Source organism: Nonomuraea sp. NPDC049152 (assembly GCF_040648355.1).
GTDB lineage: Bacteria > Actinomycetota > Actinomycetes > Streptosporangiales > Streptosporangiaceae > Nonomuraea.
This window is the reverse complement of record NZ_JBEZDO010000013.1, coordinates 188,699-208,454: the sequence shown is the minus strand read 5'-3', so window position 1 is coordinate 208,454 and position 19,756 is coordinate 188,699. Positions and strand designations below refer to the sequence as shown.

Below are 19,756 nucleotides of genomic sequence, written 5' to 3'. Positions count from 1 at the left end.
TCCCGGTCAGCCGCGGACGGCTTCGACGGCCCAGGCGGGCAGTCGTCCCCGTCCGCGATCGTCGGTGTCGAGGTGGAGCCCGGCGGATCGGAAGAACGCGTTGGCCGTCGCGGTGACCAGGAAGGCGTCCACGCGCAGCGCGGTGATGGTCCAGCCCGCGCCGCCCAGGGTGGTGCGGAGGTTCTGCGCGGAGATCGTGAAGACGCCGGGGACTTCGACGGGCAGCGCGTCGGAGAAGCAGACGACGAACAGCTTGGCGCCGGGCTTGGCGGCGCGGTGGAGCGCGGCGGCGTAGCGGTCGCGCTGCTCGGCGTCGAGGCAGTCGAAGACGGCGCTGTCGATGATCGTGTCGAAGCGGCGGTCGTAACCGCGGAGGTCGGTGACGTCGGCGACGGCGTACTCCACCTCGGCGCCGCGGTCGCGCGAGCGCTGCCGTGCCCACTCGATCGCGGTGGGCGCGATGTCCACGCCCGTCACCCGGTATCCGCGGGCGGCGAGGAAGATGGCGTTCTCGCCCGCGCCGCATCCGGCGTCGAGCACTTCGCCGCCGACCTGCCCCGTGCCCTCGAACTCGACGACCGCCGGTTGCGGTTCTCCGATGTCCCATGGGACTGTTTCGAATTCCATACCTGGCACCGGAGACGCACCCCGGTAGAGGGTTTCGAAATCGGCCACCACTGTCTCCGGCATGACAACTCTCCTCCAGAAATGCCCTTTTTGCTCGTTTCTATAGGAAAGGGGAGAGTGTGAGCCGGGGGCGTTTCCTGCTGCTGACAGATTCTTTTCGGTATCCGCCAGATTCCGCCTGGGCGGGATACGTTGTCGCCATGGCTGAAAAAGCGGTACCTGAGCGTTTGGTCTGGGCGGTGGAGACGCTGGAGCTCGCGCCCTCGGATCGTGTGCTGGAGATCGGATGCGGTCGCGGCGTCGCCGCCGCGCTCGTCCTCGACCGGCTCAAGGAGGGCAGCCTCGCCGCCATCGACCGATCCCACGTGGCCATCGAGGCGGCCATGCGGCGCAACGGCGAGAGTGTCGCGGCCGGCCGTGCGAGCTTCGAGGTCGTGGGCCTGGAGGACGCCGAATTCGCCGACGGCTCCTTCGACAAGATCTTCTCGGTCAACGTCAATCTGTTCTGGACGCGTTCCCCTGCCAAGGAACTGGCCGCGCTGCGCCGCTGGCTCGCTCCCGGCGGGAGCCTCCACCTGTGCTGGGAGCCGCCCGGCGCGGGACGGGCCAGGGAGATCGTCGACAAGGTGGTCCCGGTGGTCGAGGAGCACGGGTTCGAGGCCTCTCCCTTGACCGGCGTCACCTCGACCTCGGCCGGCCTCGTGTGCGTCGTGGCCAGGCCGCGCGACTGAGTGGTCCGAAGGTTGTACGGCGGGCTGCGTCTTTCGGTCCCGCGATCCGACCTTCGGTCCGGAGCCATTGATGGAGCCCGCCCGCCGCGTAGCGTCGCGGACATAGCCGATCCCGGTCGAGCCTCTGGAGGGGATGGCTGTGAAGGTGAACGGATCCAAGAGCGGGCTCCCCATCCTGGAGCCGGCCAGCTATCACCACACGCTGAACAGGGAGAGCGCCGGCTTCCTGCGGGTGGCCATCCATGTCGAGAACGACCTCGTCAGGCACGGCCTCAACGTCATGCTCGGCGCGCTTCCCCCCGTGCGGCATGTCCGGCTGTGCGCGCTCCGGTCCGAGGTGCTGGAGCTGGCCCGCCAGCAAGCGTTCGACCTGCTCATTCTCGGCCTCGGTGGGCTCAACGGGGCCGAGGTGTGCGTGCTGGCCGCCGAGGTGTGCCGTCACGACGTCAAAGTGCTGGTGCTGATGGCCGGGGTGGACGACGAGGGCCTCGACTCGGCCACCGCGGTGCCGTGCAACGGCTTCCTCGTCCAGGAGGAGCTGACCGCGCAGGCGCTGGCCGCCGCCATCTCCGGGGTGGTGGCCGGCGACGTGCCGATGCCGTCGTTCCTGGCCAACCGACTGCTGAGCCGGGCGAGGGAGGACATCCGCCAGTCCCGGTCGCGTATCAACACCCTCACCCCGCGCGAGCGTGAGGTGCTCGACCTGCTGGTCGAGGGGCTCGGCAACAAGCAGATCGCGCTGCGCCTGCATATCTCCCAGCACGGCGTCAAACGTCTGGTGTCCAATGTTCTGGCGAAACTCAACTGCTCGAACCGGACCCTCGCTGTAGCCATTGCATTGCGCAGCACATACAACCCCTGACGAATAAGTCATTCTTCGATCACGTCCCCGTCCGATGTGCGGGGGCGTGATTTTCGCTGCTTGGCGGCTTTTGAGGCTAGCCAGACGGCTACCCCTAGGGGAGTGCCCATCTAGGTCTTCAGATAAGGCGTCGCCCGTGCTGATATGAGGAAAATGGTGGTGATTTGTACAGATAAATGAGGAAGGCAAAGGGCGATGCGCCAAATACGAGCGAAAAAGCCTAGAAGGACGCCTGTCGTACTCGAAAATCTTGATCTTCGCAGCCCTGCGGGCCGGGCCCTGTCCTACTAGATCCAGTGAGGTAGACCATGACCGCGACACCGCTACGTCGCGCGCTCGCCCTCGATCCTGGGCGGCTCACCCTGGCAGGGCTAGGCTTCCCCCAGGCCGCCCCCGGTGTGCGGGACCGGCTCGAAGAGGTGGTCCACAGCTTCGTGCTCGGCTACAACGATGGCCTCGCCCGAGCCTCCGGCCCGCTCGACCTGTCCGGCGTGGCGCCGGAGTTCCGCGGATTCGCCTACGAGGGCGCGGGCATGAGCAGGTGCCTGCTCGATGTGCTGAGCCTGTCGGGCGGACGGCGGCTCCAGGAGCTCCGCGAGGAGCAGGGCGCGAGCTACATCCATCTCATCACGGTCGGCGCGGGATGGGCCTACGCCCGGCTGCGGCTGCCCGTCTGGAAGCTCACCCGCCCATGGCATCCCCTGCTGGGCTGGCTGGCCTGGGACGGCTGGGGCTTCCACCAGGCGTTCTTCCGGCCCGAGGCGGTCTTCGGCCGGCGGTGGATCGAGCGCGCGGCCCGCGGTCCTGTCAGGGCGATCAGGGACCAGGGCGTGGGCCGCGCACTGTGGTTCTACGGAGCAGCCGAGCCGGAGCGCGTCGCGAAGACGATCGAAGGATTCGCCCCGGAGCGCCGGGCTGATCTGTGGGCCGGGATCGGGCTGGCCGCCTGCTACACCGGCGCGCTGCCGGCCGATGGCGTGGACGACCTGGCCACTCTCGGTGCGAGCTATCGCGCGGACCTCGCCCAGGGAGCGGCCTTCGCGGCCAAGGCGCACCACCTGTCCGGCATCAGGCCCCCGGGCTCGGCTATCGCCGTGGAGAGATTGACCGGCACGGACCTGGCCACCGCGGCGGCCTGGACCGACCGCGCGTTCGAGCAGGTGGCATGCCCGCCGAGCTCCCCGGCCGCCTACGAGGCGTGGCGTGCGCGGATCCGCCACGCCTGGGCGGAGGCTCACCAGGCGAAGGAGACGACATGATCGAAAGACTGCGGGCGGGTGCGGCCGCCTTCTGCTCGGTGGTGCTGATCACCGGCGGGATCTTCGCCGCACGGCTCCCGTCCACCTCCCTGGCGGAGGAGGACCGGCTCGCCGACCGCTTCTCCTTCCGGCAGACGGCGCTGAACCAGACCGACACCCGGCGAACGGTCCGGGCGGTCGCGCCCGCCTACAAGCGGATCAGCCACTGGATCTCCTCCGTAGGCGCCGGTCTCGCCCTGGACGACGTGGACGGCAACGGGCGCCCTGACGACGTGTGCCTGGTGGACACCCGGGACGACTCGGTGACGATCCGCCCGGTGCCAGGCACGGGCGCCCGGTATCCGGTCGTCACGCTCACGCCCGGCGGCCTGCCGTACACCTCGACCATGGCGCCGATGGGCTGCGTGACCGGCGACTTCAACCAGGACGGCCGCACGGACGCGATGGTCTACTACTGGGGCCGATCGCCGGTGCTGTTCCTGCGTTCGGGGGGCGCTCCGGCGTTCACCGCGCAGGAGCTGGTCAAGCCGTACCAGGTGTGGAACAGCAACGCGGCCTCGCTCGCCGACGTCGACGGCGACGGCAGGACCGACATCGTCGTCGGCAACTACTTCCCCGACGGCGCGAGGGTGCTCGACCCGGCTGCCCGGCAGGATGAGCTGCACATGCAGGCCTCCATGTCGGCCTCGGTCAACGGCGGGGCCAACCGCATCCTGCTGAACGCGGGCAAGCCGGGTGAGGCACGGTTCTCCGACGTGCCGGGCGTGCTGGACGCGGCCGTGGCCAAGAGCTGGACGCTGGCCATCGGCGCGCAGGACCTGAACGACGACGGCCTGCCCGAGCTCTACTTCGCCAACGACTTCGGCACCGACCACCTGCTGCGCAACCTGTCGACGCCGGGCCGGCCCCGCTTCGAGGTCCAAGGCGGCATCAGGCACCTGACGACACCCAAGTCCAAGGTCATCGGGCGCGACTCCTTCAAGGGGATGGGCGTGGCCTTCACCCACCTCAACGACGACGGCGCGCCCGACATGGTGGTGAGCAACATCACCGAGCAATTCGCCCTGCTCGAGAGCAACTTCGCCTGGGTCAGCACCCGGCGCGAGGCGCTGGGGGAGGGAGGCACGGCCCATTACGACGACCTCAGCGAGCCGCTCGGGCTGTCCAGGTCGGGCTGGGGCTGGGACATCAAGGCCGGGGACTTCGCCGGGGACGGCGACGTGCAGGTGCTCCAGGCCACCGGGTTCGTCGCCGGTGGCGACAACCGATGGGCGAACCTGCAGGAGCTGGCGATGGCCAACGACGGCGTGGTGAGCAATCCCGCCCTCTGGCCACAATTCATCCCAGGCGACGATATTTCGGGATCTGACCCCAATCCGTTCTTCGCACGCAACCGGGCCGGCCGCTTCCACGACATCGCCGACCGGCTCGGCGTGGCGGACCGAGGCGTCTCCAGGGGAATCGCCCTGGCCGACGTGGACCACGACGGCAAGCTGGACTTCGCCGTGGCCAACCAGTGGCGAGCCTCCTACGTCTACCGCAACACCAGGCCCACCGACCTGCCGTACCTGGGCCTGACCCTGAAGCGGCCCGCGGGCTGCGGCTCGTCGACCACCACGACCGCGGCCGTAGGCGCGAGCGTGACGCTGCGCTCGGGCGCGGCCGGCATCGCCTCCGCCCAGCTCTACCCGGCCAACGGCCACGGTGGAGTCTCCGCCTCCGAGCTGCTGTTCGCGCTGGCCGACCCGGCGGCCGCGGTCCCGGTCACCGTGACCTGGCGTGACGGCTGCGGCGTGCGCCACACCACCGACGCCGCCTTGAAGCCCGGCTGGCACGAACTGCTCCTTCGTCCGGAGGTATGACCATGACGCGCGACCCCAGGACGGCGGCCCTTCGCAGGTTCGCCATGTCCATCACGGCCTTCAACATCATCGGCCATCTTCTTCTCGGCTTCGAGCAGGCGTTCATCACACCGATCGCCGCCGTCCTCCTGGCCTACGCGGTGGAGCTGGGACTGGAGACCATCGACGCGCGGGCCAGGCGGCGCCCGGCCAAGTACCTGGGCGGCTGGGTCAAGCTCATGGACTTCCTGCTGCCCGCGCACATCAGCGCCCTGGCCTGCGCGATGCTGATGTACGCCAACGCCCGGCTGGAACCGGTGCTGCTCGCGGTGGTGATCGCCATCACCTCCAAGTACCTCTTCCGCGTCACCGTGATCGACCGCTCGGGCAGGAGCAGCGTCCGGCACGTGCTCAACCCGTCCAACTTCGGGATCGTCGCCGTGCTGCTGCTCTTCCCCTGGGTCGGCATCGCCCCGCCGTACCACTTCACCGAGTTCGTCTCGGGCCCGGTCGACTGGATCATCCCGTTGGCCATCCTGTCCGCGGGCACCATGCTCAACGCCAAGCTCACGGGCAAGATGCCCCTCATCTTGGGCTGGGTCGGCGGCTTCGTGGCGCAGGCGCTCATCCGAACCGCCGTGGACGGCACCTCGACGTGGAGCGCCCTGCTGGTGATGACAGGGACGGCGTTCATTCTCTACACCAACTACATGATCACCGACCCGGGGACCACGCCGGTGGCGCCCTGGCGGCAGGTCGCGTTCGGGGTGGGGACGGCCGTGGTCTACGGCCTGCTGGTCTCACTCCACATCGTGTTCGGCCTGTTCTTCGCGCTGAGCATCGTGTGCGCCATCCGCGGCGTCGGGCTCGCATTCGTCTCGATCTCGCGGCGCAGGGCCGCGCTCGCCGGCGAGCCGGTCCGGGTGCGGGAACCCGCCGTGGCCGGCTGAGGAGCTGATCATGAGTTCTGCCATCGCCATCGTGGGGACGGGCTGCCGTTATCCGGACGCCCGCGATCCCGGGCAGCTGTGGGAACTGGTCCTGTCCCGCCGCCGGACGTTCCGGCCGATCCCCGCGGTCCGGCTGGACCCGGGCTACCGCAGCTTCGATCCCGGCGACCCCGACCGCACCTACGTCGAGCACGCCGCGGTGCTGGAGGGCTGGGAGTTCGACCGGTCCCGCTTCCGCATCCCAGGACCTGTTCACCGGGCCACGGATCCGGCGCACTGGCTGGCCCTCGAAGTCGCCGCGGACACGCTGGCCGACGCCGGGTACGGCGGGGCCGAAGGGCTGGACCGGCGACGGGTGGGCGTGGTGGTGGGCAACACCATGGCCGGGGAGTTCAGCAGGGCGGCCGCCCTGCGGCTGCGCTGGCCGTACGTGGAACGCGTGATGCGCGAGGCGCTCGCCGCCGAGGACCCCGACCGTCTGCGTGGTCTGCTGGCGCGGGCCGAGCAGATCTTCAAGGCCCCCTTCGCCGAGCCGTCCGACGAGACCCTCGCGGGCGGGCTGGCCAACACCATCGCCGGCCGCATCTGCAACTACTTCGACCTGGGCGGCGGCGGTTACACCGTGGACGGGGCCTGCTCGTCGTCGTTGCTGGCGGTCATCGCTGCCTGTACGGCGCTGCGGGACGGAGAGATCGACTTCGCCCTGTCGGGCGGGGTGGACCTCAGCCTCGACCCCTTCGAACTGGTCGGGTTCGCCAGGACCGGCGCGCTGGCGAACGGAGCCATGCGCGTCTACGACGCCCGGCCCACGGGTTTCTGGCCCGGCGAAGGCTGCGGGATGGTCGCGCTGATGCGCTTGGACGACGCACTGGCCGCGGGTCGCGTCCCGGTCGCGGTCATCAGCGGCTGGGGTGTTTCATCAGACGGTCAGGGCGGCATCACCCGTCCCGAACGCGGAGGGCAGCTGCTGGCGATCGAGCGGGCCTACCGGCGTGCCGGGTGGGGGCCCGAGACCGTCGCACTGTTCGAGGGGCACGGAACCGGCACCGCTGTCGGCGACGGCGTGGAGCTCGCCGCCCTCATGGAAGCCCAGCGCGGCGGCCGCGAGCTAACGCCCGCCGCGTTGGGCTCCATCAAGGCCAACATCGGCCACACCAAGGCGGCGGCCGGGGTGGCGGGACTGCTGAAGGCGGCCACCGCGCTGCAACGCCAGGTCATCCCCCCGACCACCGGCTGTGAGGAGCCGCACGAGCTGCTGCGCACGTCGGGTGTCCCGCTTCGCGTCGTCGCCGAGGCCGAGCCTTGGCCCGATGCCCCCCTGCGGGCGGCGGTGAGTGCCATGGGGTTCGGCGGCATCAACGCCCACGTGGTGCTCGAAGCCGCCATGCGGCGGGTGGGTCGCCCCCTTTCCACGACCGAGCGCCGCATGGCCAGGCGTCCGCGCAGCCACGAGGCGTTCGTCTTCGCCGCCGACACCGTCGAGGAGCTGGCGGCGACGCTGGCGAGGACCGCCGCGGTGGCCGCGACGATGTCCTTCGCCGACCACGTGGACCTCGCGGCGAGCCTGGCGGCCTCGACCGGCAGCCGCCGTCACCGCGTCGGGATCGTGGCGCGGGAGCCGGCACAGCTGGGCAGGCGCGCCGAGCAGGCCGCCGCGATGCTGGCCGAGGCAGGCGAGGGCAGACTGCTCACCGCTCCGGGGATCTTCGTCTCCGACAGCGCCGAGGGCCGGGTGGGCCTCCTGCTCACGGGGCAGGGCGCACCGGTGCCCACCGGCCCCGGCGCTCTCGGCTCCGTGCTGTCCGAGGTCTCCTTCGGCACAGGGGAACGCGACGACGGGCCCGTGGACACCTCGATCGCCCAGCCCCAGATCTTCTCGGCGTCCATGGCCGGCCTGCGCTGGCTGGACCGGCTGGGGGTGAACGCCGTCGCGGCGGTCGGGCACAGCCTCGGCGAGATCACCGCCCTGTGCTGGGCGGGCGCCTTCTCCGAATCGGACGCCCTGGACCTGGTCACTTTCCGCGGCCGGGTGATGAGCGAGGAGGGCGAGGCGGGGACCGGCATGGCCGCCATTCAGGCCCCGGCCGAGACCGTGGCCCGGCTGATCGACGACACCGAGCTGGTGATCTCGGCCGACAACGGCGCCTCCCTGGTCGTCGGCGGCCCGGTCGGGGACCTCGAGCGCGTGCTGGCAAGGGCGCGAGGGGACGGCATGCAGTGCACCAGGCTGCAGGTGAGCCACGCCTTCCACACCAGGGCCATGCTCGCGGCGGAGTGGCCCCTGTCCAATCACCTGGCCACGATGCCGATGAACCCCATCTCCCGGCCCGTCTACTCCACGATCCTGGGAGCGAAGGCGACGCCCGCGACGGATCTGCGACGGGCGCTGGCCGCGCAGGTCACCGGCCCTGTGCTCTTCCGCCAAGCCGTCGAGCTGCTCTCGCGGGACTGCGACCTGCTCGTGGAGGTGGGGCCGGGCCGCGGGCTGGCGACCCTGGCCGAGGGCATCACCGACGTGCCCGCCGTCTCCCTGGACGTGGGGGCGGCCTCGGCCGAGGGACTGTGCCAGGTGGCCGCCGCGCTGCACGCTGTCGGTGCCGTGGACGATCTGCGAGCCATGTTCGCCTCAGGCTTCCACCGTCCCTTCGACCTGTGGCGGGACCCGTCCTTCCTGGTCAACCCATGCGAGCGGACGGATGGGCAGACCCCGGCCCGCACCGAGCCCGAGACGGGCCCAGCGGGAGGCGACGTCGACGCGCTGGTGCGCGATCTGGTCGCCGCGGCGCTCGAGCTGCCGAGCGAGGCGATCAGCGAGACCGACCTGCTGATCGGGGACCTCCACCTCAACTCGCTGCGCGTGGCCCAGCTCGTGGTGGACGCGGCCAACGCCTGTGACAGGGCGGTGCCCGAGCTGCCGCCCTCTCTGGCCGACGCCACGGTGGCCGACCTCGTCGCCGCCGTGCGGGAGCTGCCCTCCGGGGCACGGGAGGCCGAGCCGGCGGTGCCACGCGGCCTGTCGCCCTGGCATCGCCTCTTCGTCCCCGAAGCGCATCCCGTGGAGCTCGCGGAGGCCCCCGCCGAGCCCCATGCCTGGCAGGTGCACGGCCTCGCGCCCTTGCGTGACGTGGTCGAGCCGCGCCTGGTCACGGCGCCGCACGCGCCTGCGGCCATGCTGGTCTTCCTCCCCGCCAACCCCGGCGAGCAGGACATCGCCGTCCTCATCGACGCCTCCCGTCAGGCCGTGGCCTCAGGAGCGGCGCTGGTCGTGATCGATCAGGGTGACACCGCCTCAGGCTTCGTCGGAACACTCCGCCAGGAGCACCCCGGCCAGGTCATCCGCCTGGTGCGCACCGACTGCCCCGGCCGCTGCCCGGTGGCCGCCGAGGCGCTGGCCAAGGTGATCGCCGCTCCCGGCGCCATGGCCGAAGAGCTGCTCGTCTGCGACGACGCGCAGATCTTCGCCGTCACCCACCGGCCGCTGGAGTCCGCCACGGGGACGGACATCGGGCTCGGGCCCGATGATGTGGCGCTCATCACCGGTGGTGGCCGGGGCATCGGCCTGGAGACCGCTCTCGGGCTGGCCTCACGAGGGGTACGGCTGGCGCTGCTCGGCCGCGGAGACCCTGACCACGACGAGGAACTGCGCGCCAACCTCGAAAGGCTGAAGGAGACCGGAGCGGTCTTCCACTACGCCGCGGCCGACGTCTGCGACGCCGGGGCCGTCCGCCGGGGGGTCGCAGCCGCCACGCGGGCCCTGGGCCCTGTCACGGCTCTCGTGCACAGCAGCGGCGTCAACCGTCCGGCCAGGTTCACCGACCTGAGCGCCGCAGACTTCGCCGAGCACGCCGCACCCAAGGTGCGCGGTCTCCGCACGGTCCTGGACGCGCTGGACACCGACAGGTTACGCGTCCTGATCACCTACGGATCCGTGATCGGCAGGTACGGCCTGCACGGCGAGGCCCACTACGCGCTGGCCAACGGCCGCATGCGTGAGCTCATGCGCAGCCTGCGGTCCCGCCTGCCCGGCGCCTACGTGTGCAACCTCGACTGGACCGCCTGGTCGGGCGCGGGCATGGGGGAGCGGCTGCACGTCCTGAGCGACCTCGAACGGGTCGGTGTCACGCCGTTGCCCGTGGCCCGCGGCGTTCAGTTCCTGCTCCAGGTACTGGCGACGCGCCCGCAGGCGCCCTCGCTCGTGATCTCCGGCAGGCATCCCTCACTGGACCGTGCCGCGGTCACCGAACCGGGGACGGCTCGCTACCTGGAGCACGTGCGACTGCACGTGCCCGGTGTCGAGCTGGTGGCCGAAGCCGTGCTCACCACGGAGCGGGACTCGTTCCTGGCCGACCACAGGATCGACGGGCTGCGCGTGCTGCCGGCGGTATGCGCCATGGAGGCCATGGCACAGGCGGCGCGGCTGCTCACCGGGCGGGCCGCGACCTCACTGGAGCTGGGCCGCTTCACCCGCCCGATCGTGGTCCCGGAGGAGGGTGGCCGCACCATCCGCATCTGCGCCCAGGTGCGCGAGGACAAGGGGGTCGACGTCGCCATTCTCAGCGACGAGACCGGCTTCGCCGTCGACCATTTCAGCTGCAGGGCCGGTGACCCCGCGGATGGCGCGGCGGTCCCTGAGGTGCCTGCGCACCGGTCGCCGGTGCCGCGGCACGCCGCCGCCCGGCTCTACGGCCCGCTGTTCTTCCACGGGCCCGCCTTCCAGCTGCTGCGAGGCTACGAGCATCTGTCGGCCACCGCGTGCACCGCCGTGCTCGCGCCCGGTGGTGAGGCAGGGGACACCGAGCTGGGGGACCACGCGCGCAACGACGCCACCATCCACGTTCTGCAGGCGTGCGTTCCGCACCGGCGGCTGCTGCCGGTCGGCTGCGACCGCATGACGATCCATCAGCGGGTGGTCTCGGGCGACCACCTGGTGCTCGCCGCGGCCGAGCGGTCAAGGGAGGGCGCCGACTACACCTACGACGTGGTGGTCTCCCAGGTCACGGGGGAACCGGTCGTCACCTGGGAGGGACTGCGGCTGCGGGACGTCGGGCCGCTGCCGGCCTTCACCCGCTGGCCGAGACTCCTCCTGAGGCCCTACCTGACCCGCGCGCTCGCCTCCCACCTGCCCGGTGTGGATGTCGAGCTGGGCCTCGGCGAGGACCTCGAACTCGAGATCCTGCCGCCGGACTCCGCGATGCTGGCGCGCGCCGAGGTCGCGCGAGCCGTACCGGATGGTGTGGATCCCTGGCCCGGCCTGACCGGTGAGCTGGTACGGCTGGCCGCCGAGCCGGTGGGCCACGTCCTGGCGCGCACGCGCGGCATCAGGGACTGCCTTGCCACAGCCGGACGGCACGGCGAGGCGCCGCCGGTGATCCAGGGCGTCTACGACCAGGGCTGGGCGGTCCTCAGGGCGGGCGACGACCTGCTGGTCTCCGCCCTGGTGGAGGTCGAGGGGGAGCAGGACCCGGTCGCCGTCACCGTATTCATGGAAGGAGAACAGTGCGCCCTTACTACGCCTATGAGCACCTCGTGACCTTCGCGGACACGAACCTGGTCGGCAACGTCTACTTCGCCGAGCACCTGACCTGGCAGGGGGAGTGCAGGGAACGTTTCCTGGCCGAGCACGCTCCGGAGACACTGGCTCAGCTGAACGACGGTCTCGCGATGGTCACGCTGGCGTGCTCGTGCGACTACTTCGGCGAGCTGTACGCCTTCGACCGGGTCTCCATCCGCATGACCCTCAGCGGCCTGGACCACAACCGCGTCACCATGGACTTCGCCTACTACCGGGTCAACATCGACCCCGCGCAGCTGGTGGCGCGGGGATCCCAGACGATCGCCTGCATGCTTCGCACGGACACCGGGCTGACGCCGGTGGCCGTCCCAGGCCAGCTGCGGCGGGCTCTCGAGCGCTATTCGGACCAGTTGATAGGTGGAGGAGTGCAGTGACCACACAGACCTTACGGTGGCGCGAAGGCACGGCGCGGCGCAGGGCCGCGGCCATGCCTTCAGGAACCAAGACCGCGATCAGCATCGTCGGAAGCGGTCAGATGGGCACGGCGCTGGCGCGGGCACTGTCCGGCAAGGGCACCCGGCTGTTCTTGACCAGTCGGGTGCGCCGGTCCGCCGCCCAGCTGGCGCGCCAGGTCCAGGGCGCCGTCGCCGGCCCGCTGGAATGGGTGGTGGCCAACGGCGACGTGGTGATCCTGGCGACACCGGTCGAGGCCACGTGCGAGGAGATCGCTCCGCGCATCCGGGGTCTGGTCAAGGACAAGGTGCTCATCGACGTGTCCAATCCCGGCTTGATGGAAGGCCGGGAGCGGCCCGAGATGTCCGCCGCCGAGCGCATCGCGCAGGCCATGCCCGCAGGGCACGTGGTGAAGGCGCTGAACTGCGTGGCCGCCAAGCGGCTCGGCGAGCTCGGCTCCGGCCACGAACGGCTGACCATTCCCGTGGCGGGTGACGACATGTGGGCCAAGGCCTGCGTGGCCGACCTCGTCCAGCGCATCGGCTTCGACACGGCCGACGCGGGAGCGCTGTCGAGCAGCCGCTGGATCGAGGGGCTCAGCTGGCTGCTGTTGCAGATCGAGAACTCCACCGACGCGGACGCGACCGTGGGGCTTCCGCTGGTGCGGGTACCGGCCGCCGAGACGGCCGCCGTTCAGGGAGGGACGTCATGACTCTTACCCAGCAGCCCGTGCGGCAGGCCGAGGTGCCCACCCGCCGAACCCTGATCGTCATCCTGAGCGTGCTGGGCGGCGCCGTGCTGAGCATGATCTGGTCGGCGACGTTCGTCGACAAGGTCATCGGCGGCACCGTCGCCACCACCCTCCTGGGAGAGGACCCTCAGGGCTTCGCCTTCACGGGCACCGCGGCGGGGATGGTCTTCGCCTTCGTGACCGGCGTGGCGGGCACGTTCACCGCGTGCAACGTGGCCGTCTTCGGCGCCCTCGCCCCCCTGTTCGGCGAGGGGGAGGGCGTTCGCGGCCGCCTGGTGAGCGCGCTGCGCCCGCTCGGCTGGCTCGTCGTGGGCATGGTGGTGGTGTCCGCCACCTACGGCGTGATCGCCGCCGTGCTGGGCGAGGGCATGCCGCAGGCCTCGACGGCGCCCTCCGGCTCCGGGCTCTCGCCGCGTTCGATCCAGTCCATGGTCGCCTTCGGCCTGATCGGGCTGGTGATGATCTATCTCGGGCTGGCCGCGCTTGGCGTGGTCCGTGACCCGCTGCGGCGAGTCGCGACGCGCTTCCCGCACGCCCGCGTCCTGCTCATGGGCGCGTTGATCGGCGGCTTCCTCGTCGGGCGCCCGTACGGCCTGTTCCGGCAGCTCTTCCGCGACACCGCCGCCAGCCAGGACCCCCTCTACGGCGCGCTGGCCTTCGTCCTGCAGTCGGTCGGCAACATCCTCCTGGTTGCGGTGATCTTCCTGCTCCTCGCCGGGCTCGCGGGTGGCCGGCTGCACCGGTGGTTCACGGCCAAGCCGGGCCGGGCGGCAGTGGTCGCCGGGGCCGCGCTCCTCGTGGTGGGCGTCTTCACCCTGCTGTACTGGGACGTCAGGCTGCTGGCCCGGCGCGATCTCATCTGGTATCCGATGGCGCCCTGGTCCTAGCCGATCGACAGCACCTCGCGCTGGACCCGCTCCACTTCCGGGGACGGGTCCACGCCGAGTTCACTGGCGAGTACGGCACGCAGGTGCTCGTAGGCCAGCAGCGCCTCGCTCCGCCGCCCGGACCGGTGGAGAGCCGTGATGAGCTGCGCGTGGAACCACTCGTTCAGCGGATGGGTCGTCACCAGCCCGCGCAGCTCGCCCACCAGCTGGCGATGCAGCCCCAGCTCCAGCTCGGTCCTGATGACCAGCTCGTGTGCGTGCAGCCGCTTCTCCTCCAGGAAGACCGCGTGAGCCCGCAGCGCCGGCCCCTGGGTCACGGTGGCCAAGGCGTCGCCGGACCACAGGCCCAGCGCCTGCCTGAGGGTGCGGGCGGCGGCTTCCCTGTCTCCCTCCTCGAGCAGCCGGTGACCTTCGCCGAGACGCCGGTGGAACAGCGTGGCGTCCACGGCGTCCTCCTCCGCGCGCAGCAGGTAGCCGTGCGGCGTAGTGACGAGGTGGGTTCTCCCCAGCTGCGTGCGAAGGCGGTAGACGTAGGTCTGCGCGGTAGTCACAGCGGTCTTGGGAGCGCGTTCCCCCCAGAGCTCGTCCAGCAGCGCGCCGAGCGGAACGGCCTGATTCCTCTGGAGGAGCAGCAGCGAGAGCACCTGGCGCAGGCGTGCCGCCCTGGGCGTGATGTCGCGGCGGTCACGGCACACCGCGACCGGGCCCAGCACGCGGAACTCGATCATCTGAGCACCGTCCTTCCGCCCCATGGACGGCTCGACGGTACGGCCGGCCCCTCCCGTGGACAAGACCGCTCACCGAAGGTTCGCTTCGTGGTCCGAAGGATACAAAAGGCCGCGGACTGGCCCTAAGGTAAGGGGGTTTGGGGGTTTCATGGCAACCGATGTCGACCGCGTGAACACCGGGCCCCGCGTCGTGACCGCGACCGTCGTGGGCACCGTCATCGAGTCCTACGACCTGGCGCTGTTCGGGCTGGGCGCCGCGCTGGTCTTCGGCGAACAGTTCTTTCCCGAGACCCGGCCTGGCACGGCGATGCTCGCCTCGCTGGCCACGTTCGCCGTCGGCCTGCTTGCCAGACCGATCGGCGGCATCGTGATGAGCCACCTGGGCGACCGCCTGGGCCGGGTCCCGGTCCTGGTGCTCACCTTGCTGCTGATGGGCACGGCCACGGTGGGCATCGGTCTGCTGCCCGGCTACGAGACCATCGGCGTGGCCGCCCCCATCCTGCTCGTCGTCCTCCGCGTGGCGCAGGGGTTCGGCGCCGGAGCCGAATACGTCGGCGCGATACTCGTCGCGGCCGAATCGGGCCCGCGGGAGCGCAGGGGCATGCGGGCCGGGCAGCCGAGCATCGGCTACTTCGCCGGCATCGTGCTGGCCACCGTGATGTTCGCCGGCTTCGCCACCCTGCCCCCGGACCAGTTCGCGGCCTGGGGCTGGCGAGTTCCGTTCCTGCTGAGCGTCCTCACCCTGGCGGTGGGCCTCTACACGCGGACGCGGATCTCCGAGACCGAGGCGTTCCAGGCGTCCTCGGAGCGGCGGGTCCGGCTGCCGTTATGCGACCTGATCCGCCGCCGGCCCGGCCGCCTCCTGGTCGCGTTCGCGGCCAACGGGCCCTTCGTCGCGGTCTACTACCTGGTGTCGGTGTACCTGCTCTCCTATGTCAGCCGGACACTGGGCCTGCCACCGGCCGTCGGGTTGACGGCCAACGTGGTGGCGGGCACCGCCGCGGTGTTGGCCGTACCGCTCTTCGGCCGGCTGGTCGACCGGGTCGGACGGCGACCCGTCTGGTTCTTCGGCTGTCTGTTCTTGATGGCCTTCGCCGGGCCGATGGTCCTTCTGCTGGACACGGGAAGGCCCGTGCTCATCGTGGCCGCGGCCACGATGGCGATGGCCTTCGGCCTGGTGGCCATGGGCGTGGCCCAGGCCTCGCTGTTCATCGAGATGTTCGAGACGCGGCATCGCTTCAGCGGTGTCGTGGTCGCGCGGGAGACAAGCGCGGCCCTGTTCGGCGGCCCCACGCCGTTCGTCGCCGCCGCCCTCGTCCAGGCGGCCGGTGGGGCGTCGTGGCCGCTCGCCGTCCTGATCGTGGTGCTGGCGGCGGCCTCGCTGGTGGCGGTCCTGTTCGCGCCGGAGACCCGCGCGGTCGACCTGGCCGGTCAGGTGGTGGCCTCCCGCCGTCCCGGCAGCGGGACCAGCAGCTCGACGTGAGCGCCGCGACCCGGCCATGAGGAGACGGTGAGCGTGCCGCCCATCAGCTCGGCCCGCTCCCGCATCGACGACAGCCCGACGCTGCGCGCCCTGCCCGCCCGGTCGGTCTCGAACCCGACGCCGTCATCTTCGATGGAGGCCCGCAGGTCATGCGGTGAGATGTCGATCCTGACCAGCACCACGTCCGGGTCGCCGTGGGCGACGGCATTGCGGATGGCCTCCCTGATGACCAGGAAGGACTCATCGCGTACGGCAGGCGGCGCCCACGCCTCGTCGCCGTTGACGCTCACCCTGATGGTCACCTCGTCGGTGCGCAACGTCTCGGTCAAGGTGAGCAGCGCCTTCTCCATGCTTGTGACGGTGTCCTCGAAGCGCAGCTCCGAGGTGACGGCGCGCAGGCTGTGCATCGCCTCGCCGACGGCCTGCTTGGCCTTTCCCGCGCTGGAAGCGGCCCGCGTCGGCCCGCTCGTGGAGAACATCTCGAAGAGCTCCAGCTGGCGGTGGGCGACGCTGAGACCTGGCCCCACCCGGTCGTGCAGCTCCCTGGCGATCCGGCGACGCTCGTTGAGATGCGCCTGGTGGATGATGTTGAGCAGGTAGCCGGTGTACGCGCTGGCCGCCTCCCTGATCCTGGTGTTGATGCTCTCGTTCACCGCCAGGGCGGTCAGCGTCAGCAGCTCCAGTGGGCCCCGCTCGGTGGCGACGCGGCGCTCCACCTGGGCCAGGATGATCTCGAAGAGTGTGCCAGCCGCCCGAAGCGAGTCACGCGGGTCGAGTCGGCTCGCGGCCCTGCTCTCCCCGATGTCCCTGGTGAGCAGCGACCGCTCGGTTTCCATGGTGACCTGCCGGTCCCTCAGGCTGCGGATCAGGTCGGTCAGGGTGGCGTCCGCCTGGGCCAGTGCCTGGGCTCTCGACTCCCGCTCGCGGACGATCGGATTGCCTGCCTCGTGCAGCTCCCTCTCGTAGGCGAGCAGCATCGCGGCTCGCTCCCCCTCCAGGGACTGGGCTAACTCGTCCCACGGCGACCCATGCGGTTTGGCGTCTGCGGCCACGGGTCCTCCACTCGCGGCAAACCAACCGGAGCCCGCCATGCGGGGAGCAACGGTGTCAACTGGACACCATTGAGGGTACGCCGACTGACACGAGTTGACACAGATGAGTCACGTACTGCGAAGCCATGAAGGCTCGGTACAGGCGGCGTTTCCTGGGGCGGCAGCCCCGCGTCACGTGGGTCAGGGCCAGCGCGGCGACAACGCTCGCCCCCAGCGTCAACACCCAGGCCGCCAGGCCCAGTTCCGGCGCGACGGCCGCCGCGGCCAGCCAGAGGCCGCCACACAGGGCGCCGGCCGCGAGCGCCATCATTCGGCGCAGAAGCGGCTCGCCGTACAGCACCGCGACCGTGCGCCGGCCCGCCGCGGCGTCGCCCAGCGCGTCCGGGAGGTCCTTTGCCAGCGTGCCCACGAGGCCGACCCACAGCGACATCACGACCGAGAACACGAGTGCCCCCGTGCCGGGTGCCGTCCCTTGGGCGACGCTGGCGTAGCCGGCCACGTAGCTGAGGAGTGCGGCTCCCACCCCCGTGCCTGCCGCGCCCACAGCGTGGCGTTTGAGGCTGAGCGGGGGCATCGAGTACGCGTAGCCGAGCACCAGCACGGCCGCTACCGCCAGCGCGAGCGTGGGGCCGAGGAGGACGGCGCCCACCAGGGACAGCGCCGCGGCCGCCTTCGCGACCGCCGCGGCCGACTCCGGCCGTAGCTCGCCTGCCGCGATGGGGCGGCGGGAGTCGTTGGCCCTGTCCTCCTGGACGTCGCTCACGCCGTTGAGCAGGTACGCGGACAGGATCGCCAGGACCCATACCGCTGCCCCGCCCAGCACCTGTGGCGCCGACCACCCCAGCCATTCCGCGGTTCCTCCGGGACCCCGCGCCACCGACGACCCGGTCCGCTCGGGCGTGGCGCCCGCCACCCCCGGCACAGAGCCCCCGATCATGGAGGACACCCCGAACGCCGCGCCGGTGGCGAATCTGAGCAGGTACATCGCCAGGACCGACGGGCGAGCCTCGACGAGGCACTTGAGGAGCGTACGAGCGGGGACGCGGTGCGGAAGGGCTTCCTGGGTCACCATGGCGTGATTATGAGCCAACCGAGGACTTCCGTTAATGCAGATCTCCGAAGGGGGTAGCGGATCCTACATCTTTCGATACCGGCGATTGTCCGGTCCTCGCGCCACCCGTTCTTTCGGGCCTGGACTTGTTGGTGTCGCGTTCCGTTGTTAACGTCGGCCTACCGTCTCGGCCATCTTATTATAAGAGAGGACGGCTTCCCGGAAATGAGAAGCGGAACAGGCGCGGTAATTTTCGACTGGAACCGGTCAGACATCCGCCCGCCCGAGACGCAGCCGGCCGGGCAGGTGGAGCTGAACGACGAGTCGCTGCGTGACGGGCTGCAGAGCCCCTCCGTCCGCCAGCCCACCCTCGAGGAGCGGGCCGAGCTCCTGCGGCTGATGGCCAGGCTGGGGATCGACGCCGCCAGCATCGGCATGCCGGCCACCGGGCCCGAGGCCGCGCTCTTCGCCGCCCGGCTCGCTCAGCACGCCCAGGACCTGCGGTTGCCGCTGGACCTCCATTGCGCCGCGCGCACCGTCCCGGAAGACATCATTCCCATAGCCCAAATCAGCCAGGCCACGGGTCGCGCCGTCGGGGTAATGGCGTTTATCGGAACGAGTCCCATTAGGATATACGCGGAGGGCTGGACGGAAAACCATCTGGTAAATACGGTCACGGCGGCCATGCAATTCGGGCGGCGGGAGAATCTTCCGGCGTGCATCGTGGTGGAGGACGCCACGCGAACCTGCCCTGACATGCTCCGGCTCATCGCCCACGTGGCTCTGTACGAGGGCGCCCAGCGGATCTGCCTCTGCGACACGGTGGGCCACGCCACGCCGCGCGGGACCAGGACGCTCGTCGGATACGTGAGCGAGGAGATCCTCGCCGGCCACGGCTTCGAGTCCGTGCCCATCGAATGGCACGGGCACAACGACAGAGGGCTGGGCCTGGCCAACGCGCTGGCCGCGATCGAGGCGGGCGTCGACAGGGTGCACGGCACCGCGCTCGGCATGGGGGAGCGCTGCGGCAACACCGCCATGGACCAGCTGCTGGTGAACATGCACCTGTCCGGCGACACCCGTGATCTGCGCGCGTTGCCCGACTACTGCGCGCTCGCGGCGGCCGCCTGCGAGCGGCCGATCCCCGTCGACTACCCGGTGGTCGGGGCCGACGCCTTCCGCACCGCGACCGGCGTGCACGCCGCCGCCGTGGCCAAGGCCGAGCTCTCGGGGAACCTACGGCTCGCGGACCGGGTCTACTCCGCCGTCCCCGCCTCCGAGGTGGGAAGGTCACAGCAGATCGACATCGGGCCCGCCAGTGGCCGGTGGAACGTGTTGCACTGGATGCACCGGCGCGGGCTTCCCGCTGACGGGGAGGTGGTCGACGACATCCTTCGCCTGGCGCATCGATCCCGCCGGGTGCTGACCGACTCCGAACTCCTTGCCATGGCGGGAGCGAGAAGCTGACGCGACGCATCGCGCCGGCCCGTCGACGTGGGTTACTCTGAGTCCGGCTTGTCAGCTGACGCCGGATACATCCCAGAGGGGCTATCACGTGGATGGACCGCG

Annotated in this window: 15 protein-coding genes; 11 read left to right on the top strand and 4 right to left on the bottom strand. The window is 70.7% G+C overall.

Annotated features, from left to right (window positions below; translation table 11 throughout):
* Positions 1-6 precede the first annotated feature (6 nt).
* Positions 7-627 carry a class I SAM-dependent methyltransferase gene (locus AB0B45_RS24540; RefSeq protein WP_358134434.1) on the bottom strand — a complete coding sequence of 207 codons (621 nt, stop codon included), beginning with the start codon at positions 625-627 and terminating at the stop codon, positions 7-9.
* A gap of 200 nt (positions 628-827) precedes the next feature.
* Here AB0B45_RS24540 and AB0B45_RS24535 point away from each other — a divergent pair, with 200 nt between their 5' ends.
* The 9 genes from AB0B45_RS24535 to AB0B45_RS24495 all read left to right on the top strand — a co-directional run bounded on the left by AB0B45_RS24535 (position 828) and on the right by AB0B45_RS24495 (position 13,873).
* Positions 828-1,358 carry a class I SAM-dependent methyltransferase gene (locus AB0B45_RS24535; RefSeq protein WP_358134431.1) on the top strand — a complete coding sequence of 177 codons (531 nt, stop codon included), beginning with the start codon at positions 828-830 and terminating at the stop codon, positions 1,356-1,358.
* A 139-nt stretch (positions 1,359-1,497) separates the two neighbouring features.
* A complete protein-coding gene (locus AB0B45_RS24530; RefSeq protein WP_358134429.1) occupies positions 1,498-2,220 on the top strand; it encodes a response regulator transcription factor in 723 nt (240 codons plus the stop codon).
* 308 nt (positions 2,221-2,528) lie between these two features.
* Complete coding sequence (locus tag AB0B45_RS24525; protein ID WP_358134426.1) at positions 2,529-3,479, top strand: DUF1702 family protein; 951 nt, start codon at positions 2,529-2,531, stop codon at positions 3,477-3,479.
* Entirely contained in the window at positions 3,476-5,341 is a 1,866-nt protein-coding gene (locus AB0B45_RS24520) for a VCBS repeat-containing protein (RefSeq protein ID WP_358134425.1), read from the top strand. The genes AB0B45_RS24525 and AB0B45_RS24520 overlap by 4 nt, the downstream gene beginning before the upstream one ends.
* Before the next feature lie 2 nt (positions 5,342-5,343).
* Positions 5,344-6,270, top strand: coding sequence for an enediyne biosynthesis protein UnbU (locus AB0B45_RS24515; protein ID WP_358134423.1), 927 nt, complete (start codon positions 5,344-5,346; stop codon positions 6,268-6,270).
* A 10-nt stretch (positions 6,271-6,280) separates the two neighbouring features.
* A complete protein-coding gene (locus AB0B45_RS24510; RefSeq protein WP_358134422.1) occupies positions 6,281-11,800 on the top strand; it encodes a type I polyketide synthase in 5,520 nt (1,839 codons plus the stop codon).
* The gene (locus tag AB0B45_RS24505; RefSeq protein WP_358134419.1) at positions 11,767-12,216 is read left to right on the top strand and encodes an acyl-CoA thioesterase; all 450 of its coding nucleotides are present in this window, start codon (positions 11,767-11,769) and stop codon (positions 12,214-12,216) included. The genes AB0B45_RS24510 and AB0B45_RS24505 overlap by 34 nt, the downstream gene beginning before the upstream one ends.
* Positions 12,213-12,947, top strand: a complete 735-nt coding sequence (locus AB0B45_RS24500; RefSeq protein ID WP_358134416.1) for an NAD(P)-binding domain-containing protein — start codon at positions 12,213-12,215, stop codon at positions 12,945-12,947. Before AB0B45_RS24505 ends, AB0B45_RS24500 begins: the two co-directional genes overlap by 4 nt.
* Positions 12,944-13,873, top strand: a complete 930-nt coding sequence (locus AB0B45_RS24495; protein WP_358134413.1) for a hypothetical protein — start codon at positions 12,944-12,946, stop codon at positions 13,871-13,873. Before AB0B45_RS24500 ends, AB0B45_RS24495 begins: the two co-directional genes overlap by 4 nt.
* Here AB0B45_RS24495 and AB0B45_RS24490 read toward each other — a convergent pair.
* A complete protein-coding gene (locus AB0B45_RS24490) occupies positions 13,870-14,601 on the bottom strand; it encodes an AfsR/SARP family transcriptional regulator (RefSeq protein WP_358134410.1) in 732 nt (243 codons plus the stop codon). The two genes, AB0B45_RS24495 and AB0B45_RS24490, sit on opposite strands and share 4 nt — an antisense overlap.
* A 148-nt stretch (positions 14,602-14,749) precedes the next feature.
* Between AB0B45_RS24490 and AB0B45_RS24485 the strand changes: the two genes are divergently transcribed.
* A complete protein-coding gene (locus AB0B45_RS24485) occupies positions 14,750-16,084 on the top strand; it encodes an MFS transporter (protein WP_358134409.1) in 1,335 nt (444 codons plus the stop codon).
* On the opposite strand, the gene AB0B45_RS24480 is transcribed toward AB0B45_RS24485, so the two are convergent.
* Together AB0B45_RS24480 and AB0B45_RS24475 are read right to left on the bottom strand one after the other, a co-directional pair.
* Positions 16,033-17,136 carry an ATP-binding protein gene (locus AB0B45_RS24480; RefSeq protein WP_358134406.1) on the bottom strand — a complete coding sequence of 368 codons (1,104 nt, stop codon included), beginning with the start codon at positions 17,134-17,136 and terminating at the stop codon, positions 16,033-16,035. The two genes, AB0B45_RS24485 and AB0B45_RS24480, sit on opposite strands and share 52 nt — an antisense overlap.
* 55 nt (positions 17,137-17,191) lie before the next feature.
* Positions 17,192-18,208, bottom strand: a complete 1,017-nt coding sequence (locus AB0B45_RS24475; RefSeq protein WP_358134403.1) for a UbiA family prenyltransferase — start codon at positions 18,206-18,208, stop codon at positions 17,192-17,194.
* Positions 18,209-18,412: 204 nt separating this feature from the next.
* On the opposite strand from AB0B45_RS24475, the gene AB0B45_RS24470 reads away from it, so the two are divergent.
* A complete protein-coding gene (locus AB0B45_RS24470) occupies positions 18,413-19,654 on the top strand; it encodes a LeuA family protein (RefSeq protein WP_358134400.1) in 1,242 nt (413 codons plus the stop codon).
* Positions 19,655-19,756: the final 102 nt, after the last annotated feature.